Annotated in this window: 25 protein-coding genes and 2 pseudogenes; 13 read left to right on the plus strand and 14 right to left on the minus strand. The window is 69.1% G+C overall.

Translation table 11 applies throughout. The features are described from left to right. Positions 1-207: 207 nt before the first annotated feature. Positions 208-1,506: an MFS transporter gene (locus DEJ19_RS00435; protein WP_111232507.1), complete on the plus strand. Its 1,299-nt coding sequence runs from the start codon at positions 208-210 to the stop codon at positions 1,504-1,506. Positions 1,507-1,630: 124 nt separating this feature from the next. Here DEJ19_RS00435 and DEJ19_RS00440 read toward each other — a convergent pair whose 3' ends face one another. Next, positions 1,631-2,143, minus strand: a complete 513-nt coding sequence (locus tag DEJ19_RS00440) for a MarR family winged helix-turn-helix transcriptional regulator (protein ID WP_111232506.1) — start codon at positions 2,141-2,143, stop codon at positions 1,631-1,633. Positions 2,144-2,294: 151 nt separating this feature from the next. Here DEJ19_RS00440 and DEJ19_RS00445 point away from each other — a divergent pair, with 151 nt between their 5' ends. The 4 genes from DEJ19_RS00445 (at position 2,295) to DEJ19_RS00460 (ending at position 5,625) form a co-directional block, all read left to right on the plus strand. Then, the gene (locus DEJ19_RS00445; protein WP_110863626.1) at positions 2,295-2,606 is read left to right on the plus strand and encodes a hypothetical protein; all 312 of its coding nucleotides are present in this window, start codon (positions 2,295-2,297) and stop codon (positions 2,604-2,606) included. A 115-nt stretch (positions 2,607-2,721) separates the two neighbouring features. Further along, positions 2,722-4,044: a carboxylesterase family protein gene (locus DEJ19_RS00450; RefSeq protein WP_111232505.1), complete on the plus strand. Its 1,323-nt coding sequence runs from the start codon at positions 2,722-2,724 to the stop codon at positions 4,042-4,044. Between the two features lie 77 nt (positions 4,045-4,121). Continuing rightward, complete coding sequence (locus DEJ19_RS00455; RefSeq protein ID WP_111232504.1) at positions 4,122-4,712, plus strand: TetR/AcrR family transcriptional regulator; 591 nt, start codon at positions 4,122-4,124, stop codon at positions 4,710-4,712. A 472-nt stretch (positions 4,713-5,184) separates the two neighbouring features. Further along, positions 5,185-5,625, plus strand: a complete 441-nt coding sequence (locus DEJ19_RS00460) for an NUDIX hydrolase (RefSeq protein WP_027466986.1) — start codon at positions 5,185-5,187, stop codon at positions 5,623-5,625. Positions 5,626-5,663: 38 nt separating this feature from the next. Here DEJ19_RS00460 and DEJ19_RS00465 read toward each other — a convergent pair whose 3' ends face one another. Then, the gene (locus DEJ19_RS00465) at positions 5,664-6,032 is read right to left on the minus strand and encodes a VOC family protein (protein ID WP_111232503.1); all 369 of its coding nucleotides are present in this window, start codon (positions 6,030-6,032) and stop codon (positions 5,664-5,666) included. A 54-nt stretch (positions 6,033-6,086) separates the two neighbouring features. Here DEJ19_RS00465 and DEJ19_RS00470 point away from each other — a divergent pair, with 54 nt between their 5' ends. Beyond that, complete coding sequence (locus tag DEJ19_RS00470) at positions 6,087-6,728, plus strand: nucleoside/nucleotide kinase family protein (protein WP_111232502.1); 642 nt, start codon at positions 6,087-6,089, stop codon at positions 6,726-6,728. Positions 6,729-6,822: 94 nt separating this feature from the next. Next, complete coding sequence (locus DEJ19_RS00475; protein ID WP_111232501.1) at positions 6,823-7,656, plus strand: SDR family oxidoreductase; 834 nt, start codon at positions 6,823-6,825, stop codon at positions 7,654-7,656. A 1,353-nt stretch (positions 7,657-9,009) separates the two neighbouring features. Here DEJ19_RS00475 and DEJ19_RS00480 read toward each other — a convergent pair. The 5 genes and pseudogenes from DEJ19_RS00480 to DEJ19_RS00500 form a co-directional block, all read right to left on the minus strand. Next, positions 9,010-9,555 (minus strand): annotated as a pseudogene (locus DEJ19_RS00480) (ArnT family glycosyltransferase); the annotation flags it as partial. Positions 9,556-9,869: 314 nt separating this feature from the next. Next, positions 9,870-11,147, minus strand: a complete 1,278-nt coding sequence (locus DEJ19_RS00485) for an MFS transporter (RefSeq protein ID WP_111232499.1) — start codon at positions 11,145-11,147, stop codon at positions 9,870-9,872. Beyond that, positions 11,144-11,818, minus strand: a complete 675-nt coding sequence (locus tag DEJ19_RS00490; RefSeq protein WP_111232498.1) for an HAD hydrolase-like protein — start codon at positions 11,816-11,818, stop codon at positions 11,144-11,146. Before DEJ19_RS00490 ends, DEJ19_RS00485 begins: the two co-directional genes overlap by 4 nt. Before the next feature lie 101 nt (positions 11,819-11,919). Continuing rightward, positions 11,920-12,615 (minus strand): endonuclease NucS, encoded by a 696-nt coding sequence (gene nucS, locus DEJ19_RS00495; RefSeq protein ID WP_111232497.1) that lies wholly within the window; start codon positions 12,613-12,615, stop codon positions 11,920-11,922. 9 nt (positions 12,616-12,624) lie between these two features. Next, positions 12,625-14,022 carry an MFS transporter gene (locus DEJ19_RS00500; RefSeq protein WP_258377337.1) on the minus strand — a complete coding sequence of 466 codons (1,398 nt, stop codon included), beginning with the start codon at positions 14,020-14,022 and terminating at the stop codon, positions 12,625-12,627. Positions 14,023-14,137: 115 nt separating this feature from the next. Between DEJ19_RS00500 and DEJ19_RS00505 the strand changes: the two genes are divergently transcribed. Together DEJ19_RS00505 and DEJ19_RS00510 are read left to right on the plus strand one after the other, a co-directional pair. After that, positions 14,138-15,265 (plus strand): substrate-binding domain-containing protein, encoded by a 1,128-nt coding sequence (locus tag DEJ19_RS00505; RefSeq protein WP_111232496.1) that lies wholly within the window; start codon positions 14,138-14,140, stop codon positions 15,263-15,265. 163 nt (positions 15,266-15,428) lie between these two features. Continuing rightward, positions 15,429-15,926, plus strand: a complete 498-nt coding sequence (locus tag DEJ19_RS00510; RefSeq protein WP_111232495.1) for an NUDIX domain-containing protein — start codon at positions 15,429-15,431, stop codon at positions 15,924-15,926. 39 nt (positions 15,927-15,965) lie between these two features. Here the strand turns inward: DEJ19_RS00510 and DEJ19_RS00515 are convergent. From DEJ19_RS00515 to DEJ19_RS00525, 3 genes and pseudogenes are all read right to left on the minus strand, one after another. Further along, positions 15,966-16,384 (minus strand): annotated as a pseudogene (locus tag DEJ19_RS00515) (recombinase family protein); the annotation flags it as partial. A 177-nt stretch (positions 16,385-16,561) separates the two neighbouring features. After that, positions 16,562-16,867 carry a hypothetical protein gene (locus DEJ19_RS00520; protein ID WP_111232494.1) on the minus strand — a complete coding sequence of 102 codons (306 nt, stop codon included), beginning with the start codon at positions 16,865-16,867 and terminating at the stop codon, positions 16,562-16,564. An 87-nt stretch (positions 16,868-16,954) separates the two neighbouring features. After that, positions 16,955-17,746: a DUF5067 domain-containing protein gene (locus DEJ19_RS00525; protein WP_220035282.1), complete on the minus strand. Its 792-nt coding sequence runs from the start codon at positions 17,744-17,746 to the stop codon at positions 16,955-16,957. A 258-nt stretch (positions 17,747-18,004) separates the two neighbouring features. On the opposite strand from DEJ19_RS00525, the gene DEJ19_RS00530 reads away from it, so the two are divergent. Beyond that, the gene (locus DEJ19_RS00530; protein ID WP_111232493.1) at positions 18,005-18,757 is read left to right on the plus strand and encodes a hypothetical protein; all 753 of its coding nucleotides are present in this window, start codon (positions 18,005-18,007) and stop codon (positions 18,755-18,757) included. A gap of 222 nt (positions 18,758-18,979) precedes the next feature. On the opposite strand, the gene DEJ19_RS00535 is transcribed toward DEJ19_RS00530, so the two are convergent. After that, complete coding sequence (locus tag DEJ19_RS00535; RefSeq protein WP_146250605.1) at positions 18,980-19,948, minus strand: hypothetical protein; 969 nt, start codon at positions 19,946-19,948, stop codon at positions 18,980-18,982. 279 nt (positions 19,949-20,227) lie between these two features. Beyond that, positions 20,228-20,626: a hypothetical protein gene (locus tag DEJ19_RS00540; RefSeq protein WP_146250604.1), complete on the minus strand. Its 399-nt coding sequence runs from the start codon at positions 20,624-20,626 to the stop codon at positions 20,228-20,230. Positions 20,627-20,993: 367 nt separating this feature from the next. Between DEJ19_RS00540 and DEJ19_RS00545 the strand changes: the two genes are divergently transcribed. The 3 genes from DEJ19_RS00545 to DEJ19_RS21980 are packed head-to-tail and all read left to right on the plus strand — an operon-like array spanning position 20,994 to position 24,019. Beyond that, positions 20,994-22,607: an ATP-dependent nuclease gene (locus DEJ19_RS00545; protein WP_111232491.1), complete on the plus strand. Its 1,614-nt coding sequence runs from the start codon at positions 20,994-20,996 to the stop codon at positions 22,605-22,607. Then, positions 22,597-23,736: a DEAD/DEAH box helicase family protein gene (locus tag DEJ19_RS00550; protein ID WP_111232490.1), complete on the plus strand. Its 1,140-nt coding sequence runs from the start codon at positions 22,597-22,599 to the stop codon at positions 23,734-23,736. Before DEJ19_RS00545 ends, DEJ19_RS00550 begins: the two co-directional genes overlap by 11 nt. Next, complete coding sequence (locus DEJ19_RS21980; RefSeq protein ID WP_502869781.1) at positions 23,675-24,019, plus strand: abortive infection family protein; 345 nt, start codon at positions 23,675-23,677, stop codon at positions 24,017-24,019. Before DEJ19_RS00550 ends, DEJ19_RS21980 begins: the two co-directional genes overlap by 62 nt. A gap of 8 nt (positions 24,020-24,027) precedes the next feature. Here the strand turns inward: DEJ19_RS21980 and DEJ19_RS00555 are convergent, their stop codons facing one another. Together DEJ19_RS00555 and DEJ19_RS00560 are read right to left on the minus strand one after the other, a co-directional pair. Continuing rightward, positions 24,028-24,954: a Shedu anti-phage system protein SduA domain-containing protein gene (locus DEJ19_RS00555; RefSeq protein WP_111232488.1), complete on the minus strand. Its 927-nt coding sequence runs from the start codon at positions 24,952-24,954 to the stop codon at positions 24,028-24,030. 307 nt (positions 24,955-25,261) lie between these two features. Then, positions 25,262-26,449, minus strand: a complete 1,188-nt coding sequence (locus DEJ19_RS00560; protein ID WP_111232487.1) for a lipopolysaccharide biosynthesis protein — start codon at positions 26,447-26,449, stop codon at positions 25,262-25,264.

The following is a 26,449-nucleotide window of genomic DNA, read 5'->3' on the forward strand; positions in this document are numbered from 1 at the left end:
AGGAGCGATGCTCCGCGGCGAGATCGATGACGACGCTACCCCAAAAACCACCCGGTGTGTAGTTTTTGCTGCCCCGTGTGACGCGGCCCGGATGGCCCGCGCGTCACGGCCCGGGACGCGGCCGGTGTTGCAGACAACACGTGTCGATGTATGCTCGCGTCGGAAAAACCTTGTCAGGCAAGGTTTTCATCGACTCAAGGAGGCGTCATGAGCACACCCGAACCCGGCAGCCCGGCACTGCTCAACCCGGAAGAGGGCATCACCCAGCCCGTCAGCACGGTCAAGGTGGGCATCGGCTACCAGATCGCCCTGTTCCTCGGGCAGTTCGGCCTCTTCGTCGCGCTCATGGCGCCCGTCTACGTGAGCATGCAGCTCAAGGCGCAGGCCCTGGTCGGCGACGACGCTGCGAACGTCATCGGCTCGGTGCTGCCGATCGGCGCGTTCGGTGCGCTCATCATGAACCCCCTCGCGGGTGCCCTGTCCGACCGCACCCGCACGCGCTGGGGCCGTCGTCGCCCCTGGCTGGTCAGCGGTGTGGTGGTCTTCGCGATCGCCCTCGCGTGGATCGCCTACTCGCCCGACGTCCTCAACCTGACGCTGGCCTGGCTGCTCGCCCAGCTCGCCGCGAACGCCACGCTCGCCACCCTGCTCGCGAGCTTCGCCGACAACGTGCCGCAGCTGCAGCGCGGCCGGTCCTCGAGCATCATCGCGCTCGCGCAGAACATCGCCGTGCTCGCCGGCACCTACCTGTCGGTCTTCTTCGTCGCGAACCTGCCCGTGCTGTTCATCGCGCCCGGCATCCTGGCGATCATCCTGGTCGCCGTGTACGCCGTCGTCGCGCGGGACGACCTGCCCACGTACAAGCTCAAGAAGTTCACGTTCCTGAACCTCATCGCGTCGTTCTGGACGAACCCGGTCAAGAACCCGGACTTCGCGTTCGCGTGGTGGTCGCGCTTCCTCATCATCTTCGCGACCTTCATGTTCACGACGTACCGCCTGCTCTACATGGAGCAGCACCTCGGCATCGAGAGCGCGAAGGAGGCGACGGCCGCCGTCGCCTTCGGTGTGCTGCTCTACACGATCGCGCTGCTGGTCAGTGCGGCGCTGTCCGGCTGGGCCTCGGACAAGCTCGGTCGCCGCAAGGTGTTCGTCGGTGGCTCCACGGCGATGTTCGCGGTCGGACTCATCGTGCTGGCGCACGCCGACACGGTGAACGGCTTCTACGTCGCCGAGGTCATCATGGGCTTCGCCTACGGCATCTACTCCGCGATCGACACCGCACTCGTCGTCGACGTGCTGCCCAACGCGGACCGTCCCGGTAAGGACCTCGGCGTCATCAACATCGCCAACGCCCTGCCGCAGTCGCTCGCGCCGGCCGTCGCCCTGTTCTTCCTGAAGATCGGGTCCGGGGACGCCGCCGACAACTACACGCTCATGTGCTGGGCCGCCGGCGCGATCGCCATCATCGGCGCACTCGTCGTCATCCCCATCAAGCGGGTGCGGTAGCGCCCGTCGCGCAACGCGACCACACGTCGCGCAACGCGACAAGAGGACGGACTGGAGGCCCGTGGCGACGCCGCCACGGGCCTCCAGTCCGTCGCAGCCACCGACCCACCGCGCCGGGCCGGCGTCAGGGGGCGCCGGGGGAGGGCAGCTCCTGCCGGAGCGCCTCGGCCAGGCGGGAAGCGAACCGTCGGACCGCCGTCGCCTCGTCGACGCTCAGCGCGTCGATGGTCTCGATGAGCGGAGCGTGGATGTGCCCGTAGGCACGCGCGAGGTCCTGCTCGGCGGACCCGGCCGCCGTGACGAGGATGCCGCGCCGGTCCGCGGCGTTCGGCCGCCGCTCGGCCCGGCCGTCACGCACCAGGCGGTCGATGAGCTTCGTGATCCCCGCGGTGGAGAGCCGCAACGCCCGGGCGAGCTGTGTGGGGTTGACCGTCCGTCCATCGCGGCGCGCGAGCACCAGGTGTCGCAGGGCGAGGGCATCGATGGGGAGCATCCCCAGGGTGCGGAGCGCCTGCTCGTCGGCCTCGTGGACGCTGTCGCTCAGGGCCTGCAGACTCGCGATCGCGGCGGCACCCTCGGCGGTGCGCGGCTGCCGGTCGAACAGATCGGATCCGCGATGCTGGTCGTCTTCGCTCATGGTCGCCCCTGCGTCCTGTCGTTTGGTGGACAAACCCCATGTTCCCCGACCTCCCTGGGAACCCAAACTGGGGAAGTAATCAGCCAGGCGAGACAACTGTTGCGGTCATGACGCCATCGATGTCCGGTGGCGGAGATCAGAAGGAGTGACCATGTCGAACACGGCAGGAAATCCCGCACGACACGACTCGGTCGTCCGTGCCACCTGGAACGAGACCAAGTCCGCACTCAAGACCACCGAGTTCTACGCCTGGCTGGTCGTGTCCATCGCGATCCTCGTCGCGTCGGCCGTCGTGGACAACGCGGACGAGGGCCACACCGGCTTCGGTGCCGACCAGGCCTGGCTGTACGTCGCGATCGTGACGGCCGCCTACGTCGTCAGCCGCGGCATCGCGAAGTCCGGCGTGCGCAAGCCCGACTGGAACGACGACGACCGACGCGACGTCAACGGTCGTTCGAACTGACGCCGAGCACCACGTGCACCCGGCTCCCGAGCCGGAGTGAGGCCGTCCCGATCGCATCGGGGCGGCCTTTCGTCACGTCCGCTCGTGTCGTCGCCGCACCGATACCGTGAACCCCATGCTCGACGCCACGCCCGCCTCGTTCGACACCCCCGCCGGCCGCATCGTCGGGACGGTCGACGGCGACGTGGTGCGGGTGCTCGGGATCCCGTACGCGCAGGCCGAACGGTTCGCCCCGCCGCAGCCGATGCCACCGTTCGCGGGCGAGCTGCACGCGTCCACCCCGTCGCCGGTCGCACCGCAGCCGCACGAGGAGTTCGTCGACCTGCTGCTCAACCCGATCCAGGGCATCGAGGTCGACGAGCACTGCCAGCGGCTCTCGATCACGCTGCCCGCCGACGTGCGGCCGGGCGAACAGCTGCCCGTGATGGTCTGGATCCACGGTGGCTCGTACGTCATCGGCGGCGGCGACCTGCCGATCTACGACGCCCGCGACCTGGTGACCGAGCAGCGCGTGATCGTGGTGTCGGTCACGTTCCGGCTCGGCGTGCTCGGGTTCCTCGGTGACGGCGAGACGATCCCGGCCAACCTCGGGCTCCTCGACCTGGTCGAGTCGCTGCGCTGGGTGCGCGCGAACATCGCTTCGTTCGGCGGCGACCCCGAGCTGGTCACCGTCTTCGGGCAGTCGGCCGGCGGGGACGCAGCTGCGCACCTGATGATCAGCGCCGGCGCCGAAGGGCTGTTCCGCCGCGCGATCATCCAGAGCGCTCCGCTCGGGCTGTCCCGCCGTCGGGCACGGATGAACCGCGCGATGGTCCGGGCGGTCGGCACCGTGCACGCCGACACCCCGCTCGAGGACCTGCTCGACCGTCAGGCGCTCGGCATCCGGGCCGCTGCGCCGTACGGGCTCGCCGCCGGCATGCCCTTCGGCACCCAGTACGGCTTCGCGCCGCTGCCCGCCGAGCGTGACCTCGACGCCGCGTGGAGCCGGGTCGCCCCCGACGTCGACGTGCTGATCGGGTCCGGTTCGGACGAGGCCGGCATGTACGTGCCGCTCGTGCCCGGCCTGCGTCGGGTCACCCGGTCGCGGGTGCTGCGGTCGGCCCTGCGGTGGTGGGTCGTCCGTCCGCTGTCCGACGTCATCTACGGGCGCGACGCCCGACGGTTCACCGAACGGCACCGACGCGCCGGCGGCCGGGCGACCTCCTACCGACTGCACCGCGGTGTCACGAGCGCCCCGACCGGAGCCGTGCACATGAGCGACCTGCCGCTGCTGCTCGGTGGCCGCGAGGCCTGGGCCGGCACCCGGTTCGTCCCCGAACGCGACTGGCCCGAGGTCGAGCGCCGCGGCCGGGCCTTCCGGGCGATCTGGGCCGACTTCGCCCGCACCGGCGAGGTCCGGGCCCCCGATGACGAGACGCTGACGTTCGACCGCGGCTGACCCAGAGCCGGCGACGGTGGCCGCGCCCCCTGAACTGGCGGTCGCGGGCCGCTGACCGGCCCCGCACAATCGTCAGCATGCCCACGACCGATGTCGACCTCCGCGCACGCATCGTCGCCGGGGCGATCAGTGCCTACCGAGCCGGGGACTTCCACCGTGTCGGGCCCGACGAGGTCGCCGAGCACGCCGGTGTCACGGCCGACGAGTTCCACCGGGCGTACCCGATGTGGGAACTCCTGGTGGTCGCGGTCATGGACAAGTGGAACAACGGCAGCCGACGCGAGCTCTGGTTGATCGCGGAGCGGGACGGCACGGTCGCCTACCTGCGAGCCCGGCTCGCCGCGGGCTTGGAAGATCCGGCTCTCGTGCGCCTCCGGGTCGCCGTGCTCAGCGCCGCCTCGAACCCCCACCACCCCGCCGCCGGGTGGTTCCGCACCCAGTACACGCGCGCGTTCGAGGACGTCACCCTCGCCCTGGTCCGTGACGTCGTCGCCGGCCGGGAACCCCGCGGCGCCTCGCCCCGGCACGCCGCCGAGCAGCTCATGGCGCTGTACGAGGGGCTCCAGCTGCAGTCCGTGATCCGAGACGACGGGGAACCGCTCAGCGCCTTCGACCGGGCGGTCGCTCGGATGCGCGTGGGCTGGGCAGCGGCACGCGTGAACGCCTGATCCGGGTCGGGCGCGCACGTCGGGTCCGGTCCGCACCATGCGGGTCCGGGGCTTTCAGCGGCGAGCGGTCACGACTCCCCGCGCGTGCAGCGTCGCGTGGTCACGTTCCGTCGTTTGGCGGTGCCGCAAGCAACGGTTCGTGACCGCTCGGCGGGCAGCCATCGGGGTGTCCTGACCGCGCGTCGGCGTGGACGTCCCGGCAGCACGCCGGACGGCCGGGAGGCCCGTGGCGGCGGCGACTCGCGCCACCCGGCCCGCGGGGTGGTCGCGACACACCGCACGATCGCGTCGCGTGGTCACGTTCCGTCGTTTGCAGGCGGCGGGGCCGACGGTCCGTGACCGCTCGGCGTGCGGGCCGCGGGGGGTCGTGACCGGTCGGCGGGCTGGTGAGCGTCCGCACCACCCCGGCCCACGGCCTGGAGGCCCGGCGCGGCTGGCAGACGTCGGTGCACCCACCTGGCATGGTCGGCCCATGGAGTACACGGACTACGACACCCGGCTCGCCGCCTACGGCGTGATCACGGACGGTGACCGCGTGCTCCTGGCGAAGCTGCGTCACCCCGACGCGGGCACGTGGACGCTGCCGGGCGGCGGGGTCGAGTTCGACGAGACCGTCGAGCAGGCCGTCGTGCGCGAGATCCGCGAGGAGACCGGGTACGAGGCCCAGGCCGGTGCCCTGCTCGGGGTCCGACACCACATCGTCCCCGCGGAGCGCCGCATCCACGCCAACGGTCGCCCGATGAAGGCCGTGCAGGTCGTGTTCCGGGCGACGATCACCGGGGGAGCCCTGCGCCACGAGCTCGACGGCTCGACCGACGAGTCGCGATGGATCCCCGTCGCCGAGCTCCCGCACCACCGCCACGGCCTGCTCGTGCCGATCGCCCTCGGCTGGGCGGGTGCCCTGTCCCGCTGACCGCATCACCGGCGGTCAGCTTTCGGAATGCAACATGTTCACTCCTCGATGACGCTGAGGACGTTGCCCGACGGGTCGGTGAACCAGGCGATGAGCGGCCCGCCCTTCCGGTTCACACCCCGGTCGTCGGTCATCCCCTCGTACTGCAGGAACACGACGCCCTTCGCGGTGAGCTCGTCGACCGCGGCGTCGATGTCCGGCACCGGGAAGTTCAGCACCGTGAAGGCCGCCGGTTCGTGACCCGGGCCCTTCGGGTAGACGAGCACCTGGTGTCCACCGCCGAGCTGCAGGAAGAGCATGCCGTGGTCCTCGGTGACCTCGAGGCCCAGGACGTCCTGGTAGAACGCCTTCGCCTCGGGCACGTCGCGCACCGAGAACCCGCTGAACGCCTTCGTCGCATCGACCATGCGGCAAGTGAACCACCGCTGCCCGGCGTCGGTGCACTCTGCGAGGATGAGGCCGTGAGCGACTCCGGCACGACCGTCGACCAGGCCGTCGAGCGCGCCGTCGAACTGGCCCGTTCGAGCCGCCGCACGGTGCTCGGGATCGCCGGAGCACCGGGCGCTGGCAAGTCCACGCTCGCCCGTCGCATCGTCACCGCCGTCGACGACCGCCTGGGTGCAGGCACCGCGGTGCAGGTCCCGATGGACGGCTTCCACCTGTCGAACGCGGCGCTCGACGCCCTCGGCCGGCACGACCGCAAGGGCGCGGCGGACACCTTCGACGCCGACGGGTACGTCGCGCTCGTCCGCCGACTCGTCGCCGCCGACGAGGACGTGGTGTGGGCACCGGACTTCGACCGTCGCGTGGACGAACCCGTCGCCGGCAGCATCGCGGTGCCCCGTGCAGCCCGGCTGGTGGTGTCCGAGGGCAACTACCTGCTCGACGACACCGCACCGTGGTCGGCGCTGCCGGCGCTCTTCACCGAGACCTGGTTCTGCGCCGTCGCCGACGACGTGCGGCTCGACCGCCTGGTCGGCCGGCACATGCGGCACGGCCGCAACCACGACGCCGCCCGCGCATGGGCGGTGGAGGTGGACGGCGTGAACGCCGCGAGGGTCGCGCCCACGGTGATCCGGGCCTCCAGGACGGTGTGGACGTGACCACCGACCAACGCGACCGTCGACGACCACCAGGCCTCCCCGACAACGACGTGACCCCGACGACGACCACGCGACACCGACACGAGGAGCGACCATGACCATCGCCATCACCGGAGCGACCGGCAACATCGGGGGCGCCGTGAGCGCGGCGCTCGCCGCGGACGCCGTGCCGTTCCGGATGCTCGTGCGCGACGCCTCGCGTGCGCCGGAGCTGCCCGGCACCGAGGTCGCCGTCGCGACCTTCGCCGACGCCGACGCGAGCCGAGCGGCGCTGCAGGGCGTCGAGGTGCTGCTCATGGTCTCGGCGGCCGAGGCCCAGGACCGCCTCGACCAGCACCGGGCGTTCGTCGCCGCGGCGGCCGACGCGGGCGTGCGGCACGTGGTCTACACGTCGTTCCTCGGCGCGGCTCCGGACGCGACCTTCACGCTCGGACGCGACCACTGGGCGACGGAGCAGGCGATCCGCGAGAGCGGGATGGCCTTCACGTTCCTGCGCGACAGCTTCTACCTGGACTTCGTCGAGGACCTGGTCGGTGAGGACGGCGTGATCCGCGGCCCCGCCGGCGACGGCGCCATGGCCGCGGTGGCCCGTGCCGACGTCGCCCGCGTCGCGACGGCGGTGCTGCACGACCCGGACGCGCACCGCGACCAGACGTACGAGCTGACCGGCCCCGAGGCGATCACCCTCGCCCAGGCGGCGGCGATCGTGTCCGAGGTCCGCGGCCGCACGGTCAGCTACCACCCGGAGACCCTCGACGAGGCGTACGCATCACGTGCGCAGTGGAACCCGGAGCCGTGGCAGGCCGACGCCTGGGTGAGCACCTACACGGCCATCGCCGAGGGGGCGCTCGCGCACGTGTCCGGCGACGTCGAACGCATCACCGGGCGTCCGCCGATGTCCCTGCGCGAGGTGCTCGCCGCGGGCTGACCCGCGGCGGTGGTGCGCACCGGGTCCGACCGACGGCCCGGGCAGGCCGCAGTGCCAGACGGTCCACGTGATGCCGTCCGCCCGGCGCGGCTGCATCGGCAGGCGTGCGTGCCGGGTGCCGCTGGTGAGCGCTCGGCAGCCCCCGGCCAGAGCGGCGCGCAGGAGCGGGTCGGTGCGGGGCGCGTGGGCCTCGACGACGAGGACGCGCAGGCCGTCGGCGATCCTCCGGCGGATCTGGTGCGTCGTGAAGACGGGCACGGTGCCCGAGAACCCGCCGTCCGTCAGCACCGGCAGCCCGGTCGCGTCGATCACGGGTGCGGAGATGTGCCACGTGTCCGTCATGAAGAGCGGTTCGTCGTGCCGGTACCCCTCCAGGCGCCGCGCGGTCGCGACGAGTCGGCGGAGGGCACGCGGGTAGGGCGTCGAACCGCCCCACGGGTCCGGGCGCGACACGTGGAAGACGTCCGGGCTGCCGGCCGGGATCGGCCATCGCGCGGGCCACGGCCCGACCGACGCGTCGACGCCGCTGCCGTCGCGGGTCGCGTCGAGGGCCTGCAGGGAGAACGCGGCGGGTCCGGCGACGAGCGCGAGCCCGGCTGCCAGCGCGATGACCGTCCGGGAGGCCCGGTGCCGGTCCGGCCCGCGCGTCGCCTCCCAGCGGGGTCGCCACCACACCGCCACCAGCGTCGCGACGACGGCGACCGTCGAGACGGCGATCGCGGGCACGGCGAGCACGCTCGGCATCGCGGTGCCCCGCGCGAGGAACACCACCCAGCCGAGCTGCGCCGCGGCGAGGACGACCGGGAGCGCCCGGAGCCCTCGAGACTGCGCCCGGACGAGCCCGACCGCACCGCGCCACCCGAGGGCTGCGAGCAGGGCCAGCTGCACGCCGATCGCGGCGACGTAGGCGGTGTGCGGCACCGCGGCCACCGAGAGCACGGCCGCCGCGGTGCCGAGCCAGACCACCAGGACGGCCAGGGTGGCGGATCCGGCGCGGGTGTCGAACGCGTGCCCGAACGGGGAGCCGAGGGCACCGGGTCGCTCCGCACGGCGGCGGACGAGCACCACGGCCGCGACCACCACGCCGAACACCGCCGCGGGCAGGAGCCAGGCGACCTGTGACGCCAGGTGCGGTCCGAGCAGCTTGCCGAACCCGGCCGGACCACCGCGCCAGGTGTGCGGACCGAACGGCACCGTGAACGACCGGACGGATCCGGGCACCGCGCCGGGCAGGAACCGGTCGATGCCGTTGTACCCGAACACCATGGCGAGCGGACTGTCGTCGGTGGAGCCGTCGGCCCACGGCCGCGAACCCGACGGGGTGAGCGCCAGCGCGGTGACCCACGACAGCGAGGCCACGACCGCGACGATCCCGAGCACCCCGGCACGGACCACCCGGGTGCCGAAGCGGAAGGGACGGCCGTCGTGCCGGGCCGAGGCCAGCAGGGTGCCGAGCAGCAGTGCCGGCAGGACGAACCACGCCTGCACCATCTTCGCCTGGAACCCGACGCCGACGGCCAGGCCCGCGGCGACGAGCGGCCACCAGCGCCCGGTCAGTGCCGCGTGCTGCCAGCACAGCAGGGCGACGGCCAGCGCGGCGGTGACCATACCGTCCTCCATCGGGTGCGCGAACATCGACACGAAGACCGGCGTCGACCCGGCTGCTGCGGCGGCGACGAGGCCCGTGCCGACCCCGGCCCAGCGGAGCCCGACCAACGAGCAGGCCCACAGGGTGACGAGCCCCTCGACGACCTGGGGGAACGCGAGCGCGGCGGTGGAGTGCCCGAACAGCCGGAGGCTCAGCGCCTGCGGGACGGCGAAGCCGCTGAGCTTGTCGAGCGTCACCGTCGCGGAGGGGTCGAATGCGCCCGAGAACAGTGCCGGCCACGACTCGGACATCGACCGCGCCGAGGCCTGGTAGAAGCTGAAGTCCCCGCCACGGCCCAGGTTCCAGGCGAGCAGCACGGTCGTGCCGCCCGCGATCACGAGCAGGGTGAGCCGTGCTGCGAGCGGCTGGTCCCGCCACCGGGCGGGTCGTCGGATGTCCACTCTCCGGACCTTGGCCGTCCGGGATGACGACCGGCCGGGACCGTGCCGCCAGCTGGCCGCGAAGCCGGTCCGCGCGCTGAGGGGTCGTGCGGGTGCGGCCCCCGTCGGTCAGCGCCTCGGGGGTCGAGCCGGAGCGGGGTCTCAGCCGGCGTCCGGGTTCGGGGTCAGGACACCCGTCGCGCGGCGAACGTCCCGACGACACCGAGGGTGAGCACCGCGACGAGCACGACGAGCAGCGGCGCCGTCCAGTTCCCCGTCGCACCGTGCAGGGCACCGGCGACGAGCGGCCCTGCCGACCCGAGCAGGTACCCGCCGCCCTGCACGAACGCGGACATCCGGCGGGCGTCGGCGTCGCTCGAGACGATCCGCACGATGACGATGAAGATCACGGTGATGCCACCGCCCTGGGCTGCGCCGCCGAGCACGGACCACAGCAACCAGAGCTGCGGGGCGAACAGCAGCCCGAGCGGCATGGCCAGCCACAGGGTGCCGACCAGGGCGATGATCGCCGCCGGACGCCACCGGGTCGCGAGCAGCGGGACACCGAGCGCCCCGACGACGGCCAGGATCTGGAACACCGACGAGCTCGCGCCCGACGACGCCTTCGAGAAGCCGATCTCGTCGTGCAGCAGCGTCGGGATCCACGCGGTGAGGGCGTAGTACGAGAACGCCTGACCACCGAACGCCAGCGTCAGGCCCCAGGTGATGAGCCGTCGTGCCGGTCGGATGGGCTCGGCGGCGGCGACCCGGGCGGCCTCGGCGGCGCGGGCGGTCCGGATCGCCCCGGTGTCGAGCACCTGGTCGATCGGGCCGGTGACGGGCAGCGGTTCGTCCCGCTCGGACGGCAGCGGACGTCGCCAGGCGGCCCGAGCACCGACCGTGTAGGTCCAGGCCGCGGCGGCGATGAGCGCGAAGACCGCCCAGATCGCGATGGCGACCGGCCAGCCCCACAGGGCCGCCAGGGGAGCGGTGCCGAGCGACGTGATCATCGACCCGACGTTGAGCGCCGACGTGTAGACGCCGGTGACCAGGCCGACGCGTTCCGGCGAGGTGTCCCGCCGGATGACCACCGGGATCACCACGTTGCCGATCGTGATGCCGATGCCGATGACCGCGGTGCCGATCAGCAGCGCCGCCGACGAGGGCATCGAGCGCACGACGGTGCCGACGAGCACGATGACGAGCGACAGCGAGACCGCGCGCTCGGGGTCGGCCTTCGCGATGACCCAGCTGGCGAACGGCGTCGCGAGGGCGAAGCACAGCACCGGGATCGTCGTCAGCAGCCCGGCGATCGTCGCGGTCAGGCCGAGGTCGGCGCGGACGTCCCCGATGACCGGGGCGGTCGCGACGATCGGACCGCGGAAGTTCAGCGCGATCAGGATGATGGCCGCCGGCAGCAGCCAGGCGGCGCCGCGGAGGCCCCGACGTGCAACGTCGTTCATGCGGACGGCGTCGCGGACGGCAGCAGGATCGGCAGCAGGTCGAGCGGGGTGGCGGCGCGGGCGATGGTGCCCTCGGCCTCGTCGGGGGAGCCGTAACCCCACTCGGCGAAGACGACCGGGACGCCGTGCACGGTCGCGCCCTCGACGTCGTGCTTCCGGTCGCCGATCAGCACCGGGCGGCTGGTGTCGAAGCCGTGGGCGTCGAGGCGGCGCAGTGCCTCTTCGACGACGTCGGCCTTGCTCGACCGCACCTCGTCGTCGCTCGCACCCGTGATGATGTCGATGTCCCCGGTGAGCCCGTAGTGCTCGAGGATGTAGGTCGCCGGGGTCTCCGGCTTGCTCGTCGCCGTCGAGATCGGCAGCCCCGCCTGGTGCAGGGTGTGCAGCACGACGTCGATGTCCGGGAACATCGCGGAGTCGAGCGCCCCGTGCGAGAAGTAGTGCTCGCGGTAGACGGCGAGGGTGCGGTCTGCCAGTTCGTCGTCCATGCCCATCGCGATCCGGAACGTGTCCATGATCGGCGGACCGACGAACGACATCAGGGTGTCGCGGTCCGGCACCGGGACGCCGACGGTGCGGAAGGTGTGCGTCAGGCTCTCGAGGATGCCCGGAGCGGAGTCGCTGATGGTGCCGTCGAGGTCGAACAGGATGGCGGAGAACGGGCTGGTCATGTCCTGTCCACCCTAGCCGGGCCGTGGCGGCGACCATCCGGGATCCGTCGGCGGCGGGGCGGGGGTGCGCCGTGCCTCCAGGCCGGACGGCCCGACGCGGGTCAGAACAGGCGGGTGTGGCCGCCCTCGATGCCGCGCATCGCGTCGTAGTCGAGCACGAGGACGCGGATGCCGCGGTCCTCGGCGAGGGTGCGTGCCTGCGGTGCCACCGTCTGCGCCGCCAGCACGCCCTGCACCGGGCGCAGGTGCGGGTCGCGGTTCATGAGCTCGAGGTACCGGGTGAGCTGCTCGACCGCGTCGATGTTGGCGTTGCGCTTCATCTCGACCGCGACGCTCGCCCCTGCGTCGTCGCGGGCCAGGATGTCGACCGGCCCGATCGCCGTCATGTACTCGCGACGGACCAGGGTGTGGCCGTCACCGAGGAGCTCGATCTGCTCGGCCAGGAGCTGTTGCAGGTGCGCCTCGACCCCGTCCTTCACCAGGCCCGGGTCGACGCCCAGGTCGTGGGTCTCGTCGGACACCACCTCGTACAGGGAGACGATGAGCTTGTCCTGCGTCTTCTTCTGCGTCACCGTCCACACCTGCGTGATGCCGGCGACCGACTGCTCCTCGTCCGGGTCGGTGATCTCGATCGAGCAGGGCGGGCTCATCCAGTTCAGCGGCTTGTAGCTGCCGCCGTCGGAGTGCACGAGCAGGGAGCCGTCCGCCTTGAGCATGAGCAGGCGGGTCGCGAGCGGCAGGTGGGCTGAGAGCCGGCCCGCGTAGTCGACGGAGCACCGGGCGATGACGAGACGCACCCCGGAAGCCTAACCGGCGTGGTGGCCCCGGGCCGACGGCACGTCGGTGCGCGCACCGCCACCGTCGACGTCGTCGCTGCTGTCGCGGGTGCTGGCAGCGTCGGATGCGGTGGCAGCGCTGGCAGCGGTGGCAGCGCTGTCGGCCTGGAGGCGCGGCTCGCCTCCGCCGTCCACGTCGCCCGTGCTGCGGGTCGGGCGGGCGGCGGCGCCGGTCTCACGAGCGGCGCCCGACGCGAGTCCGGCCGCGATGATGAACACGAAGACGATCAGCAGCGCACCGAGCAGGCCGATCTCCTCGCCGAGGAACCCGATCAGCGGCGGCCCGGCCAGGAACGCCACGTAGCCGATCGTCGCGACGGCGCTGACCTTGGCGGCCGCGGTGCGGGGGTCGTCGGCCGCGGCGGACATGCCCATCGGGAAGCCGAGGCTGGCACCGAGGCCCCAGAGCACGACGCCGACGATCGCGAGCGGCACGTTGTCGATGAAGATGAGCATGCCGAGGCCGACCACCGCGACGGCGGCGCTGATGCGCAGGATCGGCACGCGGCCGAACTTGTCGATCAGCGGGCTGCCGGCGACGCGGCCGGCGGTCATCGCGGCCAGGAACACCGTCAGCACGGCGGCACCACCGGCGTTGTCGAGCCCGTGGCCGTCGATCATCGCGAGGGGCAGCCAGTCGTTCGCGGACCCCTCGGCCAGCGCCATGCCGAGCACGATCACGCCGATGAGCAGCGTCGAGGGCTGTGCCCAGACCTGCCAGCGGGTGAGCGGGGTCGCGACGGGGCTGGTGTCGGTCGACACCGGCTGCTCGAAGCGGTGCTCGTCCTGGAACTTCGTGACGGCGACGAGCATGGCGGCGCTCGTGATGACGACGAGCACGATGAAGTGCCACGACACCGGGATCTCGAACCGCTCGGCCAGCGCACCGAGGCCTGCACCGGCGAGCGTGCCGAGGCTGAACGCGGCGTGGAACAGCGGCATGATCGTGCGGCCACCGGCCTTCTCGGCGGCGGCGCCGGAGACGTTCATCGACACGTCGCACAGGCCGTTCCCGAAGCCGAACGCGATGAGCGCGATCCAGATGGCGGCGAAGCCCCACCCGAGCGTGACCGCCACACCGGCGAAGATCATCCCGACCGCCAGGCACGCCGCAGCCACCTGCACGCCCCGCCTCGCACCGAGCTTCGCGACGATGTGCCCGGCGAACGTCAGGCCGCCGATCGAGCCGACCGCCATGCCGAGCACGAGCAGACCCATCTCGAACGTGCTCGCCCCGAGGGAGTCGCGGACGCTCGGGATCCGGCCCAGCCACGTTGCGATGTCGAGCCCGGACAGGGTGAACACCACGAACACCGCGATGATCCAGGCCTTGGTGGTCGGGACGGTGCGGGTGGACGGCGTCGTCATGGTGGTTCCCATCGTGCTGCGGCGCGCTCGGTGCTGCGCGTTCTGGTGCGTGTCGGTGCTGGTCTTGCGGCTGTCGAATCGATTCGACTGCTCGTTCCGGCTACGCTAACGGGCGATGGACGAACCGGCAACAGGACGCGGCGCGTCGCCTTCCCGCGGCGGCGCCACCCGTTCGTCGCGCCCGACGCTGGCAGCGGTCGCCCGTGCTGCCGGTGTCGCGCCGTCGACGGCCTCGCTCGCCTTCAGTGGCCTCGGCCCGGTGTCCGAGGACGCCAAGGCCCGCGTCCTCGCCGCCGCCGCCGATCTCGGTTACGGCGGCCCCGATCCCCGTGCCCGTTCGCTGCGCCGCGGCCGCTCCGGTGTCATCGGTGTCGTGATGGACGAGCGCCTGAGCGATGCGTTCCGTGACCCGGTCAACGTCCTGACGCTCGACGGCATCGCCGAGGTCGCCGGTGCTGCCGGTGCCTCGCTGTTGCTCGTCCGGAGTCCGCTCGACGACGAGCAGGGCGCCGGCCCGTTGGTCGACGCCCCGATGGACGCCGTCGTGCTCGTCGGGTGCAACGTCCGGATCGACCCTGCCGTCGCGGTGCTGCGCCGTCGGCAGATCCCCGTCGTCGCGATCGAGGCGGACGAGATCGAGGGTGCCGTCCCCGTCCAGCTCGACAACCGCGACGCCTCACGCCGTGCTGCGGAGTACCTGCAGGGGCTCAGCCACCGGGACGTGACCGTCGTGACCCTGCCCCTCGATGCCGCACGCCGCCGTGGCCCGATCGACGCAGCCCGGCAGGCCGAGGGCATCGCCTTCACCACGCTCGAACGCCTGCGTGGTGTGCGCCAGGTCTACCCGGACGCCGTCGCGATCGAGACCGCCGGCAGCTCGGTGGAAGAGGGACGTCTCGCCGGCACGGAACTCTTCGCGCCGGACAGCCCTCGTCCCACCGCCGTCGTCGCGCAGAGCGACCTGATCGCCGTCGGGGTGATCTCGGCCGCGCTCGATGCCGGACTCCGTGTGCCCGAGGACGTCAGCGTCGTCGGCTTCGACGGCATCACGGTGGACGACAGCCTGCTCCACCGCACCCCGATCCGGCACCTGACCACTCTGGTGCAGCCGTTCGTGCAGAAGGGTCAGGCCGCCGCACGTGCCGCCCTAGCCATGCTCGAGGGGGCGGAGCCGCAGCCGGCGTCGTTCACGTCGGAGTTGCGGGTGGGGGATACGACGGGGCCGCCGCCCGCTTCGCGCTGATCTCACGTCGTCCGAATCCGCCGTACCGAGAACCTTGCGCATGCTGGACCGTTTCCGTGCGCGCCTTCAGCGTCCGGACCTGCCGATGGGGCGTTCGAGCCGCCGGCTCCTACGCTGGCGGTGTGGACGAGTGGTGGGATCTTGTTGACGCGGCGGGGGGCCGATGGGTGGGATGTTCCGGCGCGGTGACGCGGGTTGGCCGGGCGGGGCGTTCCATCTGGTGGTCACGGTGTGCGTCTACCGAGCCGACGGAACCGTCCTGCTCACGCAGCGGGCTCCGACGAAGGAGTTCGCCTTCGGGTGGGAGTTCCCCGGTGGGAGCGCGTTCGCAGGCGAGACTGGTCCTGCAGCTGCGTGCCGAGAGCTGCTCGAGGAGACCAACGTCACCGTCGACCCCGAGGCTCTGCGCCGCGTCGGCCGCTTCACCGAGGAGACGGCGCTCGTGGACCTCTTCGTCGTGCAGGAGCCGAGTGGTTCAGCGGTGCGAGCGGATCCTGCCGAGGTGATGGATTGGCGTTGGGTCTCCCTGTCGGAGGTCGCCGCGCTTCGCCAGAGTGGGGTGATGGCAGAACCATGGGGGCCGCGGCTGGATGCGCTGTGGCCAGCGGCGATGGCATCGATCCTCGCTGCCGATGGCTTACGAAGGCGCACTTCGAGATAGCCGATCCGCTTTCGGACCCGTGTGCGGAAGCAGATCGGCTTGGTGCACCTCGAGGAGATGTCGTTGCTGGGCAGCGCTGAGCTTGGGCTGGCGACCGCGGAGATGCCCCTTTGCCTTGGCTAACTGCATCCCTCCGCGTGTCCGGGTTCGGATCAGGTCCGATTCGAACTTGGCAACCATCGCGAGGACGTTGAACAGCAGCCGACCCACGGGATCGTTCGGATCATGGACGGAGCCACCGATGTTGAGCTTGACGTCCTTCGCGGTGAGCTCATCGACGACGTCCTTCGCGTCGCGGAGGCTCCGGGCCAATCGGTCCAGCTTCGCAATCACAAGCGTGTCTCCGTCACGGCAGGACGCAAGCGCTTCGCGGAGACCGGGTCTCGAGCGATTCGTACCGGTCAGACCGTGGTCGGTGTGGATGTGACCGTGAGGACTCCGAGCCGCTCAAGCGCGATCCGTTGAGCGGTGAGGTCTTATTCGTGGGTTGAGACGCGGGCGTACCCGATGAGAAAAGCGTTGATGCCGCGAGGATCGGCCGACTCCTGGCGATCTGCGCTGTCTCGCATCCGATCCCTGGCCGCACAGCGTGAAGGGCCACACCCGCGGTGCGGCCCTCCACCCTGATTCTGGGATCAGTCGAGCAAGTAGGACAACTGCTGGTCGTACTTGAAGAGCAGCTCGTCGGCGCTGTCCGCGGCGACCTGTCCACGGACGACGATGGCGTCGCTGTCGTCGTGCTGGCTGAACAGAGCAGGGAAGCTGTCACGGTTGGCGACGGTGGCGCCGATGAACTGCATGAAGTGCTCCAGTCCGGCGGTAGTCGTCTCCCCGAGGACGACGCGCCGCCCGGTCTGCTTCTCCAGGAGCCGGTAGCCCACCGGCCGCGTCGTGCTCTCGTACTGCTCGACGTAGCAACGGACGCTGATGATTTCGGGCATTTTGTTCTCCTCTTCCCGAGACGCTTGTGCGTCTTCTACGTCCTACTATCGGCAGTCGACGCGGCCAGTGAATTTGCGGCGACTGATCTACTGCAGTTGGTAGGTGACGGTGCCGAGCTCGTCGCCGAAAAGGTTATCTTTGGCGGAGAGTTCTACCGCGGTGTTGGTGTCGTCGAGTTCGTACGCGATCGCGTTTTCGACCGTGCCGCCTTCCTTGATCTGCTGGGTCTGCGAGTCGAGGTACTGCTCGTCCGGCAAGGTACCCACGTCGAGGGTGTTGACCGCGTTCGGGTCGTTGTCCTGCGTCGCGGTGAAGGAACCAATCCATGCGGTGATCGGGTCTGTCGCCGTGCTCGTGAGGTTGGTGGTCTTGTAGACGATCGCGATGACCGGCTTCGTGCCGGACTCGTTGCCGGGCTGCCCCACAGCGATCACTCGGTGACTGGTGATCTCGATCTTGTACTTCGGTGTCGTCAACACGCCGTCCTTGAACGACGCTGCGGCACTGTCGGCTTCAGCAGAGGCCGACGTTGAAGGCCCACCAGCCGTCGGCACGGCGTCTTCCTCAAATGCTTTCGCTGCACTAGCGAAAGCCGCGGTGTAGACGACAGCGAGGACGATCGAGAGCAGCAAGCCCACACCGGACAAGATCAGGCCAGCGATCGCAGCCTTCCGCGGGCGGAACTTGATCACGAGTCCGATGATGCCGAACACGACACCCACAGCGCCTGTGACGATGGCCAGGTAGTTCACGACTGGGATCGCGAACCCGACCATCGTGACGATGCCCAGGATCAGAGCGGTAATGCCGTAACCGTTGCTCTGGGAACGCGGTGGCGGCGCCGGCTGAGAGGGGGCGACGGGCAGGGTGTCGGACACTGGAACTCCTGGATTCGGGTTACGTCCAGCCAGAGATGGCAGGGCTCACAGGAAAAGTAGGGCAATGCCGAGCAGTTGTCGCATGCTCAGACCGAGGGTCGGCGCCCTGCCTCGCGCCGACGAGTCTCGCTTGCAGCCGGTAATCCCTATGAGAAGACAACTCGACGGTCTTCGCCGTAGCAAGCGAAGCGCGCGCCGACCCGCTCAGGGCCGGTCATTTCGTCGGTCGGTGGAACTAGCCTTCTTCTGGAGGAACACATGCCCGAATCGCTCGACCCTGCCGCCCGCCTGCACGGGCTGCTCGACCACTGCAAGCGCAAAAACGGAGGCCAGCGGACAGGGGCGGAGTGGGCTTCGTACTTGGAAGTAGACGAGGACTCTGTCGACTACATCCAGGCGGTCGCACAGATGGCGCTACTGCCCGGCCAAGTGCGCACCGCATTCGCGGGCCTCCCGGATACGGGCGGGATGGTCCCGTACGACTTCTTCCTCGAACCCCTCCCTGCCATCGAAAGCGCGATCTACTTCGGAGTGCAGAACCAGAGCGGCCAGCTCGTTCACTTCGTGGGGAAGTACTCGGACGCTCAGGTCGACCGCATCTTGTCCGCGAGCGCGCTGCTTAAGCGCCACGCCGGGTCGCCGGCCGATGCCACAGACCTCCTCGATGCCGTGGCGTCCACCGCGGACGAGCTCAGCACGCTCCTGGCTGATGACACGACGCTCGAACCCGACGTTCGCGCCTTGCTCTACACCCTCGCCGACGCGCTGCGGCGCACCGCCCAGACGTTTAAGATGACCGGCGCGGAGGGTGTCGCCCAGGAGCGTGACCTGCTCATCGGCCGCCTCCTGGCGAACACGGAACTGCGGCAAAACGTCAGCCGGCACCCGAACGTCGTCACCGTGCTCGCGCGCCTACTCAGGGGCACAGAGCGCGCCGCCTCGTTTTACAACACCACCGTGGAAGCAGGCGACGGCATCCATGGCGTTATCCAGGCGATCACCGCCGGCTGATCAACCGAACAGCCCGTGGGCCCTGGAAAGCGGCTACGACGCATGGCCAACCCGGGCCTTCACGACCTGATCAGGTACCTACCCAAAAGTGTTGATAGCCGATCCCCTGTCGGGACTGGTGAGCGGCGACTGCAGGGCGTCACGGTCGGCGTCAATCACGACGGGGACTGTAGACCGACTCCCTGCGGCCCGAGATGCGAGCCGAGGCCGCAGGGAACGCACTCAGCCTTCTAGGAGCGGTGCCGGCGCCAACGAGACTGCACCTTCGGTGTCATCATCTGCTGTTTCTGCAAGCCCATCCACGCTTAGGGAAACGTCAGACTGCACAAGTTGCACATCTTCCGTTTCGAGAAGATCCGATTGCGACATTGCTCGAACCGCCCCGATCACCTCTCGAACCGGGAACTCAGCCCGCGCGCGGAGTTCGTCCGTGATGTATCGATCTTCCGCGTCTGGGAGATCTACCCTGCTTGGCAGCAGTGCGTCAGCGCGAAGAAACGCCCGAACAAGAAAGAAGCTTTTGTAGTAAAGCTCACTGAAACCGCCGTCGTACGGCAGGGGAAGGCGGATGAGACCCAGTCTTCCGTCCCTCCGGGGCGTGTCGCGCGGGCTTTCTGAGGGGTAGATTCCGATCCGCAGGCCGGACGCGCCCTGGAGGCCACCCGCTCGAGACTTCACTGTTGTGCCCACCCATTTATCGGACTGCGGATTGCCAATGAACAGATCGGCCTTCCAGATCCCAGATATCGAACGCGGCAGCTTTTCCCCATCACCCTTGGCATAGAAAGCTTCGATTATGTCCGGAATATAGCGCTGGAGCTTGGGCGGATGGCCGCGCTTGCCTACGTAGAGTCGCGAGTCTGGGGTGAGGGCCTCGTTTACCGACTCAAGGATCGGGATACGCCCATCCTTCTCTGGGCCGAAGAGGATGGAGTCGGCTCCGTCGCCGATTCCGCAGAAGTCCTCCAACACCTGGCTCGCAAGTGGGTGGATCAACGGGTCACGACGCGCGATCGCGTCGTGAACGGTCCACTCGAAGCAGATACCGGCGTCCCCCGAGCCCTCTCGGAACTCGCGTGCGAGATCCTCCAGGGTGATCTTGTCGTACCCCCCAAGGCGATCGACCCGTGCCATCTTGAGCGAGTACAAGGTTGCCTCCAGTACAGCGGCAACCATCGAGTACTTCGCCATCACTGGATCAGACACGTCCGCGGTCTGAAAGCTGCGCATTGTTCGCATCTTATGGATGCTACGGCACGGGCTGACCGACTAGGAGCCCGGCGGGCGTCCGATTCCCCACTCGAGCACTGCGGCAAGGGCCGTCTCGATAGCCGATCCTTCTGCGGACATGGCCGTTGGGCGACCCGACGAGGGACCAGGTGAAGATGCGCTGATGCGCGAGCCCCCAGAGCATCGCACCACCCGCAATCACTCCCTCTACCGTGGCGAGCACATTCGAGAGCCGATTGCCTACGCCGGTCGACCTGAGATCACGATGCCGTCCGGACTCGGCGATACCACGATCTCACCGACACCCTCGCCGTCCTCAAGGTCGCCGGGCTTGCCGCGGTCGTTGAATCGCACGACACGATCCGCCTCGACGACGGCCGCCGTGCACACTTCCCGGCATGGACGAGACATCCGCGCGGCGAACCGGAACCTGAGGCGGAGATGCTGCAGTTGGCGCCGCGGACGGTGATGCAGACATCGATTGCTCTCGCGGAACAAAGTGAGATGGTGCTGCTCTTCGATGTCCGCCGACGCCGCGTGTGGATTGATGGAAAAGCAGGTCCTCGGCGTCCATGACCAGTGGCGCGACGCAGCCCCCATCTGCATCACGTTCGCCGTCGCCCGAATGCTCGCCGTCAAAGGCGCTAACGTCGCTCGAATCGATGAGCGTTCCGGAGATGAGACCCGGGTCGTAGCCGTACAGCAGCGCGCCGCGACGAGCGCGACCCGGATGACGTTCCCCTGGGTCGTCCTGGCCAGTTCGAGCGGCAGCGGATGGCGTGGGGTGTTGCAGTCATGTCACTCCAGGCGGTCTGGTCGTAGCGTTCGGCGCCGTTGTTCCGCTGGGTGCGACGGGTGGACGCTACTCGAGGGCGCATCCCGAGGGTGAGTGAAGTTGTCCCGTGGTCGCCGCCGCGCCGTTACCGAGTGGTGCCGGGTGTTCATGCAAGGCTGCTGGTGACTCGTCACACACCCGATGGGGCGACGCCGACCTGGGGGAACCAGCATGATCGAACGCGTACGAATCCGCGGCTACCGGAAGTTCCGCGACTTGGACTTCCGGCCGCACCCGGAATTCAACGTGTTGGTGGGGAACAACCAATCCGGGAAGTCGACCCTCCTGGAATCGATCAACCTGGCGGTTACCGGCAGGATGAACGGCCGCCCGGCGAGCGAGGAGCTTCACCCGTACTGGTTCAACCGTGACGATGTTGCCGCGTTCTTCGCCGCGCGGGCTGCGGGAGCGAACCCTGCGCCACCGACAATCAGCATCGAAGTGACGTTGCAGTCCCGGCCGGAGTTCGCGGAACTGGTCGGAGCGGACGACCTGCTCCAGCCCACCGGGCACGCGCCGGGTGTGCGACTCATTGTCCGACTCAACCTCGAGTATCAGGAGGAGTTCGACGCATACGTCGAGCACCCGAAGACGGCACTGCTGCCGACGGACTACTACGTGGTGGAGTGGAGTTCCTTTCAAAACGTCACACTGACGCAGCGCCCCCGTGCGCTGCGGCTGGCGATGATCGATTCCCGGACAGTTCGCTCCGGCGCAGGTATGGACTACCACCTGCGGCAGGTCATCGGCGAGCACCTCACCCCAGACGAGCGGACCACCATCTCCGCAGCTTTCCGGCAGGTTAAGGAGACGCTCGCCACGGAACACCTCACCGGCGTCAACACGAAGCTCGCCAGTGGCGATGAGCTCCTCGACGGCGGCAAGGTGTCGTTGGCGATGGACCACTCCTCGCGGACGTCCTGGGATAACAGCGTCATCCCCCACGTGGACGAGGTGCCGTTCGCGCTGGCCGGGCAGGGACAGCAGGCCGTGGCGAAGATCGTCCTCGCAATGCGTCGGCACGCGGAGGCTGCCGGCGCGGTGATGGTCGAGGAACCCGAGAATCACCTGTCGCACTCGAACCTGAACGTGCTGCTGGACCGCATCGAAGCGCTCGCCCATCCCGAGCAGCAGGTGTTCATAACCACCCACAGCTCGTTCGTTCTGAACCGGTTGGGCATCGATAGGCTCCGGCTGGTGTCGGACGGCACCGTGCAGCCATTCGACGCGTTGCCAGCGGACACGGTCGGCTACTTTCGGAAACTGCCCGGCTTCGACACGCTCCGACTCGTTCTGGCGGACCGGCTTGTCCTCGTCGAGGGCCCCTCCGACGAGCTGCTGTTTGAACGGTTCTACTGCGACAAGTACGGTCACCGGCCCCTCGACGACGGCATCGACGTGTTCTCGATGCGGGGTTTGTCGCAGAAGCGCTTCCTGCAGTTGGCCAAGCTGGCCGGGAAACGGTGCGTGATCCTCAGCGACAACGACGGCCATCAGCAGCCGGACCTGGACGCCGTAGGCGCAGAATTGGGCGACCTCATCAGCGACGACCGAAAGTTGCTGTACGGCACCGTCGGACACGGCACCACGCTGGAACCGCAGATCCTGCACGCGAACTCCGTCGACATCCTTCGGGCGGTTCTGGATCGTGCAGCACATGTCGACATCCGCACTTGGATGGGGAACAACAAGACCGAAGCGGCGTTGCGGATCGCGGACTCCACAACGACGTTGACTGCGCCGTCGTACTTCATCGAAGCGATGGAGTTCATCCATGAGCGGTGAGCTCGTCCTCGCCGTCGCCGGATCACGAAAGACGCAAAGCATCATCGACGACTGCGTCGACGCGCCTGCCAGTGCCCGCATCCTCGTCATCACCTACACAGTGAACAATCAGTTGGAGCTGCGACGGCGGCTCGCTGCGGCTCGTCCCGCTGCGACCGTGGACGTCGTTGGGTGGTTCACGTTCCTACTGCACAACATCGTCCGCCCGTACCTGCCGTTCATGTTCCCCGGGCAACGCGTCACCGGAATGGACAACGAAAGCCTCTACCAGCAGTACATCGGTGTGCAGGAGCGTCGCCGGTACTTCACGTCTACCGGTCTAGTCCGCCGTGTGCACCTGGCGAACCTGGCGACACTCCTGGTACAACGTGCCGATGGCCTGCCGCTGCGACGAGTGGAACAGCTCTACGACCACATCTACATCGACGAGGTGCAAGACCTCGGCGGGTACGACCTGGAAGTGCTCGACTTGTTCCTCGAATGCGAGGTGCCGCTGACGATGGTTGGCGACGTCCGTCAGGCGGTGGTCTCCACCAGCCCCGATGAGCGCAAGCACAAGCAGTTTAAGAACATGGGCATGTTGCGCTGGTTCCAAGAGCAGGAACGCAATTGCAGGTTGACCATCGTCCAGCGCCACGAAACATGGCGGTGCCATTCAGATATCGCAGCGTTCGCCGACAACCTCTTCCCGGACACGTGGGGCTTCCAGCCGACCGTGTCTCGGAACACTCGGCGAACCGATCACGACGGCATGTTCCTCATCCGCACCGAGCACGTCGACGCTTACATGCAGCAGTTCGCGCCGCAACCGCTGCGCTGGGACGCAAGGGCAGCGAAGTCACACGGCCACCTCGAGTTCCTCACGTTTGGAACGTCGAAGGGCTTGACCCGTCAGCGAGTGCTGATCTTCCCGACGGAGAAGATGCGACGGCTGCTGCAGAAGGGCGAACAGCTCGAGGATGTCGCAGCCGCGAAGCTCTATGTCGGGGTCACCCGCGCGGAGCAGAGTGTCGCATTCGTCCTTGACAAGCCCGGGGCGTGCGTTCACCCGTACTGGGCGCCACCGAGTGTTCCGCACGTCCAGGGCCGGCCTGGTTCGGCCGCTGCGACCGTCGACGCTGCCGGATGAACATGTCCACAACAGGCCGGTAGTCCGAGGGCAGATTCGCAGCATCTATGCCAACGCCGTACCGGACGATAGCCGCGCGTCTGAGGCGTTGAAGGGGATGCTCCGCAACCTTCGGTCGGTGGTGCTGAATATGTCGGAGTTGCGGAACGCGATGGGAACCGGTCGTGGTCGTGCGGACGCGACTCCTGCTGAACGTCGTCACGCTCGACTAGTCTTCAACGCCACGGTCGCCATCACCGAATTCCTTACCGACACGTTGGCGTCGTCCCCGCCCACGCGGTGACGGCGCGTCTACTCGCGTCCCATCTGCTGCACCCATCGCCGGCCAGACTTCGCTTCCCGGGCGGACATGTCGGTCCAATGCTGCCAACGATCCGCCAGGTACCGACGGCGTTCTTCCGACATCATGGCCGACCGGCTCAACGCATCGTCGACACCGGCGAGGTGTTGCAGCTCGCCGAGGAGGTGCGGTCCCGTGCGGTAGAGCGGTGAGAATGTGAACGCTTCGGGGCCGGTGGCCTTCATCGTTGCGGTGATGGAGGAGCTCTGCTCGAACCGTGGGAGGAGTGTGTCGAAAGTCATCAAGGTCTCGTCCGGTCCTCGCAGTTGGGCGCGCTTCCGGTTCAATGCCGCGGGGTCGCTGTGGCCACCGCCGACCTCGAATTCAGACTTCCGCCCGTAGATGAGGACGTATTGCGGTGAAAGTGTCCGGTCTCGCCAGGAATCGCCGAGGAACGCGTACTGATCCTGGAACGTCTGCGCATTAGACCCGGTTGCAAACCAGGTCCGCCAGTCACGCAACTGGTCGTGCGCGTCGACGAAGTGGCGTGTCGGACGTCCCGCGGCGGTGAACCACCGCTTCGACGGCTTCTCGATTTCGATCAGAATCGGTGTGATGAGGCTCGATGAGCGGGTGACCCACATGAAATCAGGCGCGAAGTCCCGTCCGGCGCCTTTCAACCGCGGCTGCCGGAACACCACCTGGAGGTCAGAACCGTGGTTTCCACCCGGGCCGATGTCGCCGGTACCACCAGGGATCAGCGCGGGATGCAGTTCGAGGAACTCCTGCACCCTTTCTTCTTCTGGATCCCGGTCGAGCAGCGCGAACCACTCGCTCTGTAGCGCATCCGAGTACTCCTGCCAGCCCAGCGGCATCGGTCGGGTCGGGTCTTGGTCCGGGAGAACCGGATCGCCCAGCCTGCCCGTCGTCTCGGTCATGTCATCAACTTAGACGATGCCCCTTCGCCAGTTCCACGCCGGCACCGTTATCCCCTCCCGCTGACCGCTCGTCGAACATGGCTAAAAGCTGCGCAATGCCTCCAGTCGAGACCGCTTGCGGCGGGAGTTCCCACGCGCCTGCGTCCCGAAAGCCGGTCGTCCGCCGCGACCTCTCCTCGGGTGGTTTAGTTCCCCTGTCGTCCCGTGCCTTCTGACCATGGGATTCTCGAATAGCTCGTCGGCATTGATTCTCATTGGGGGGACGCCAAACGTTGCAACGCGCGATCGCAACCCATGTGCGCAGCGGTCAGCGCCGCCGCACCCCGAGCCCCACCACCGCGACCAGGTTCACCGCACTCCCCACCAAGAACCCCGTCGTCCCACCAGCAACTCCGGCGACGGGCCCGAGCACCGCCATGAGCCCAGCCCCGACGACGAACCCGGCGACCGAGGCCAGCGCGACCTGGCGTGAACGTCCGGCGGCGAGCAGCAACGCGGCAGGCACGAGCCCGACGGTGAACACCCACACCGCGACCATCAGGTACCGCAGGTCCGCGACGGCAGCGGCGCCCTCGGCGGGGTAGACGATCGGTAGGAACCACCCGGCGAGCAGGGCGACCAGGCCGAAGACGACGGCGGACGCAGCAGCGAACCCGACGACGAGCAGCAGCGCCCCGCGTGAGCGCAGCGACCCACCATCGGACCGGTGCGCGAACGCCGGCACGAGCACCTGCCCCAACGCCTGCCCGAGCATCGACGCCGGCGTCGCCAGGGTGAACGCGGCCGCGTAGACACCGGCATCGTGCGCCGACGACGTCACCTGCGCCGAGATCATCGTCAACTGCAGCAACCCGTTCGAGGTCACCACCGCCAGCACGTTCCACGCCGCGAACCCGAGCACCCCGGCGGCGGATTCGTGTGAAGCCGGCGCGAAGCCATTGCCCCGCGGCCAGCACGCGATCGCGAACACCGTGTACCCGATGGCCAGGGGCAGCAGCACGAAGGGCTCGAGCCGCGCGACGCAGGCCACCACGAGCAACCCGAGCGCCAGCACGCTCGTCACGGAGTCCCAGAGCGCGACCCGGGGTGCCCGGTCGTAGCCGAGCTGCGCGCCGCGGGCGTAGCAGTAGAGGCCATAGCCGACGACGACCGCGGCACCACCGAGCACCATCCCGGGACCGTTGCCCCAGGCCAGCGCGATCGGCACGGTGACCGCCGCGAGCACCACGCTCGACACCAGCATCGACGCCCCGAGCAGCCGGTTCACCGCGGCGTCCGAGCGGCGACCCCGCAGCGCGATGGCCAGGAACCGCGACGCGGTGTTGCCCGCGGCGTTCGGCCAGAGCAGGGCGACGAACACCGAGAGCGACAGCAGCGCGGTGGTCTGCCCGAGGGTCTCGGTGCCGAACACCCGCCCGACGACGACGGTCACGAGCAGCTTCGCGACGCCCTGCACCCCGATGCCGACCGTGGCGAGCACGGCCGACGAAGCCAC

Origin of the sequence: Curtobacterium sp. MCSS17_016 (assembly GCF_003234255.2) — a bacterium.
Lineage (GTDB): Bacteria > Actinomycetota > Actinomycetes > Actinomycetales > Microbacteriaceae > Curtobacterium > Curtobacterium flaccumfaciens.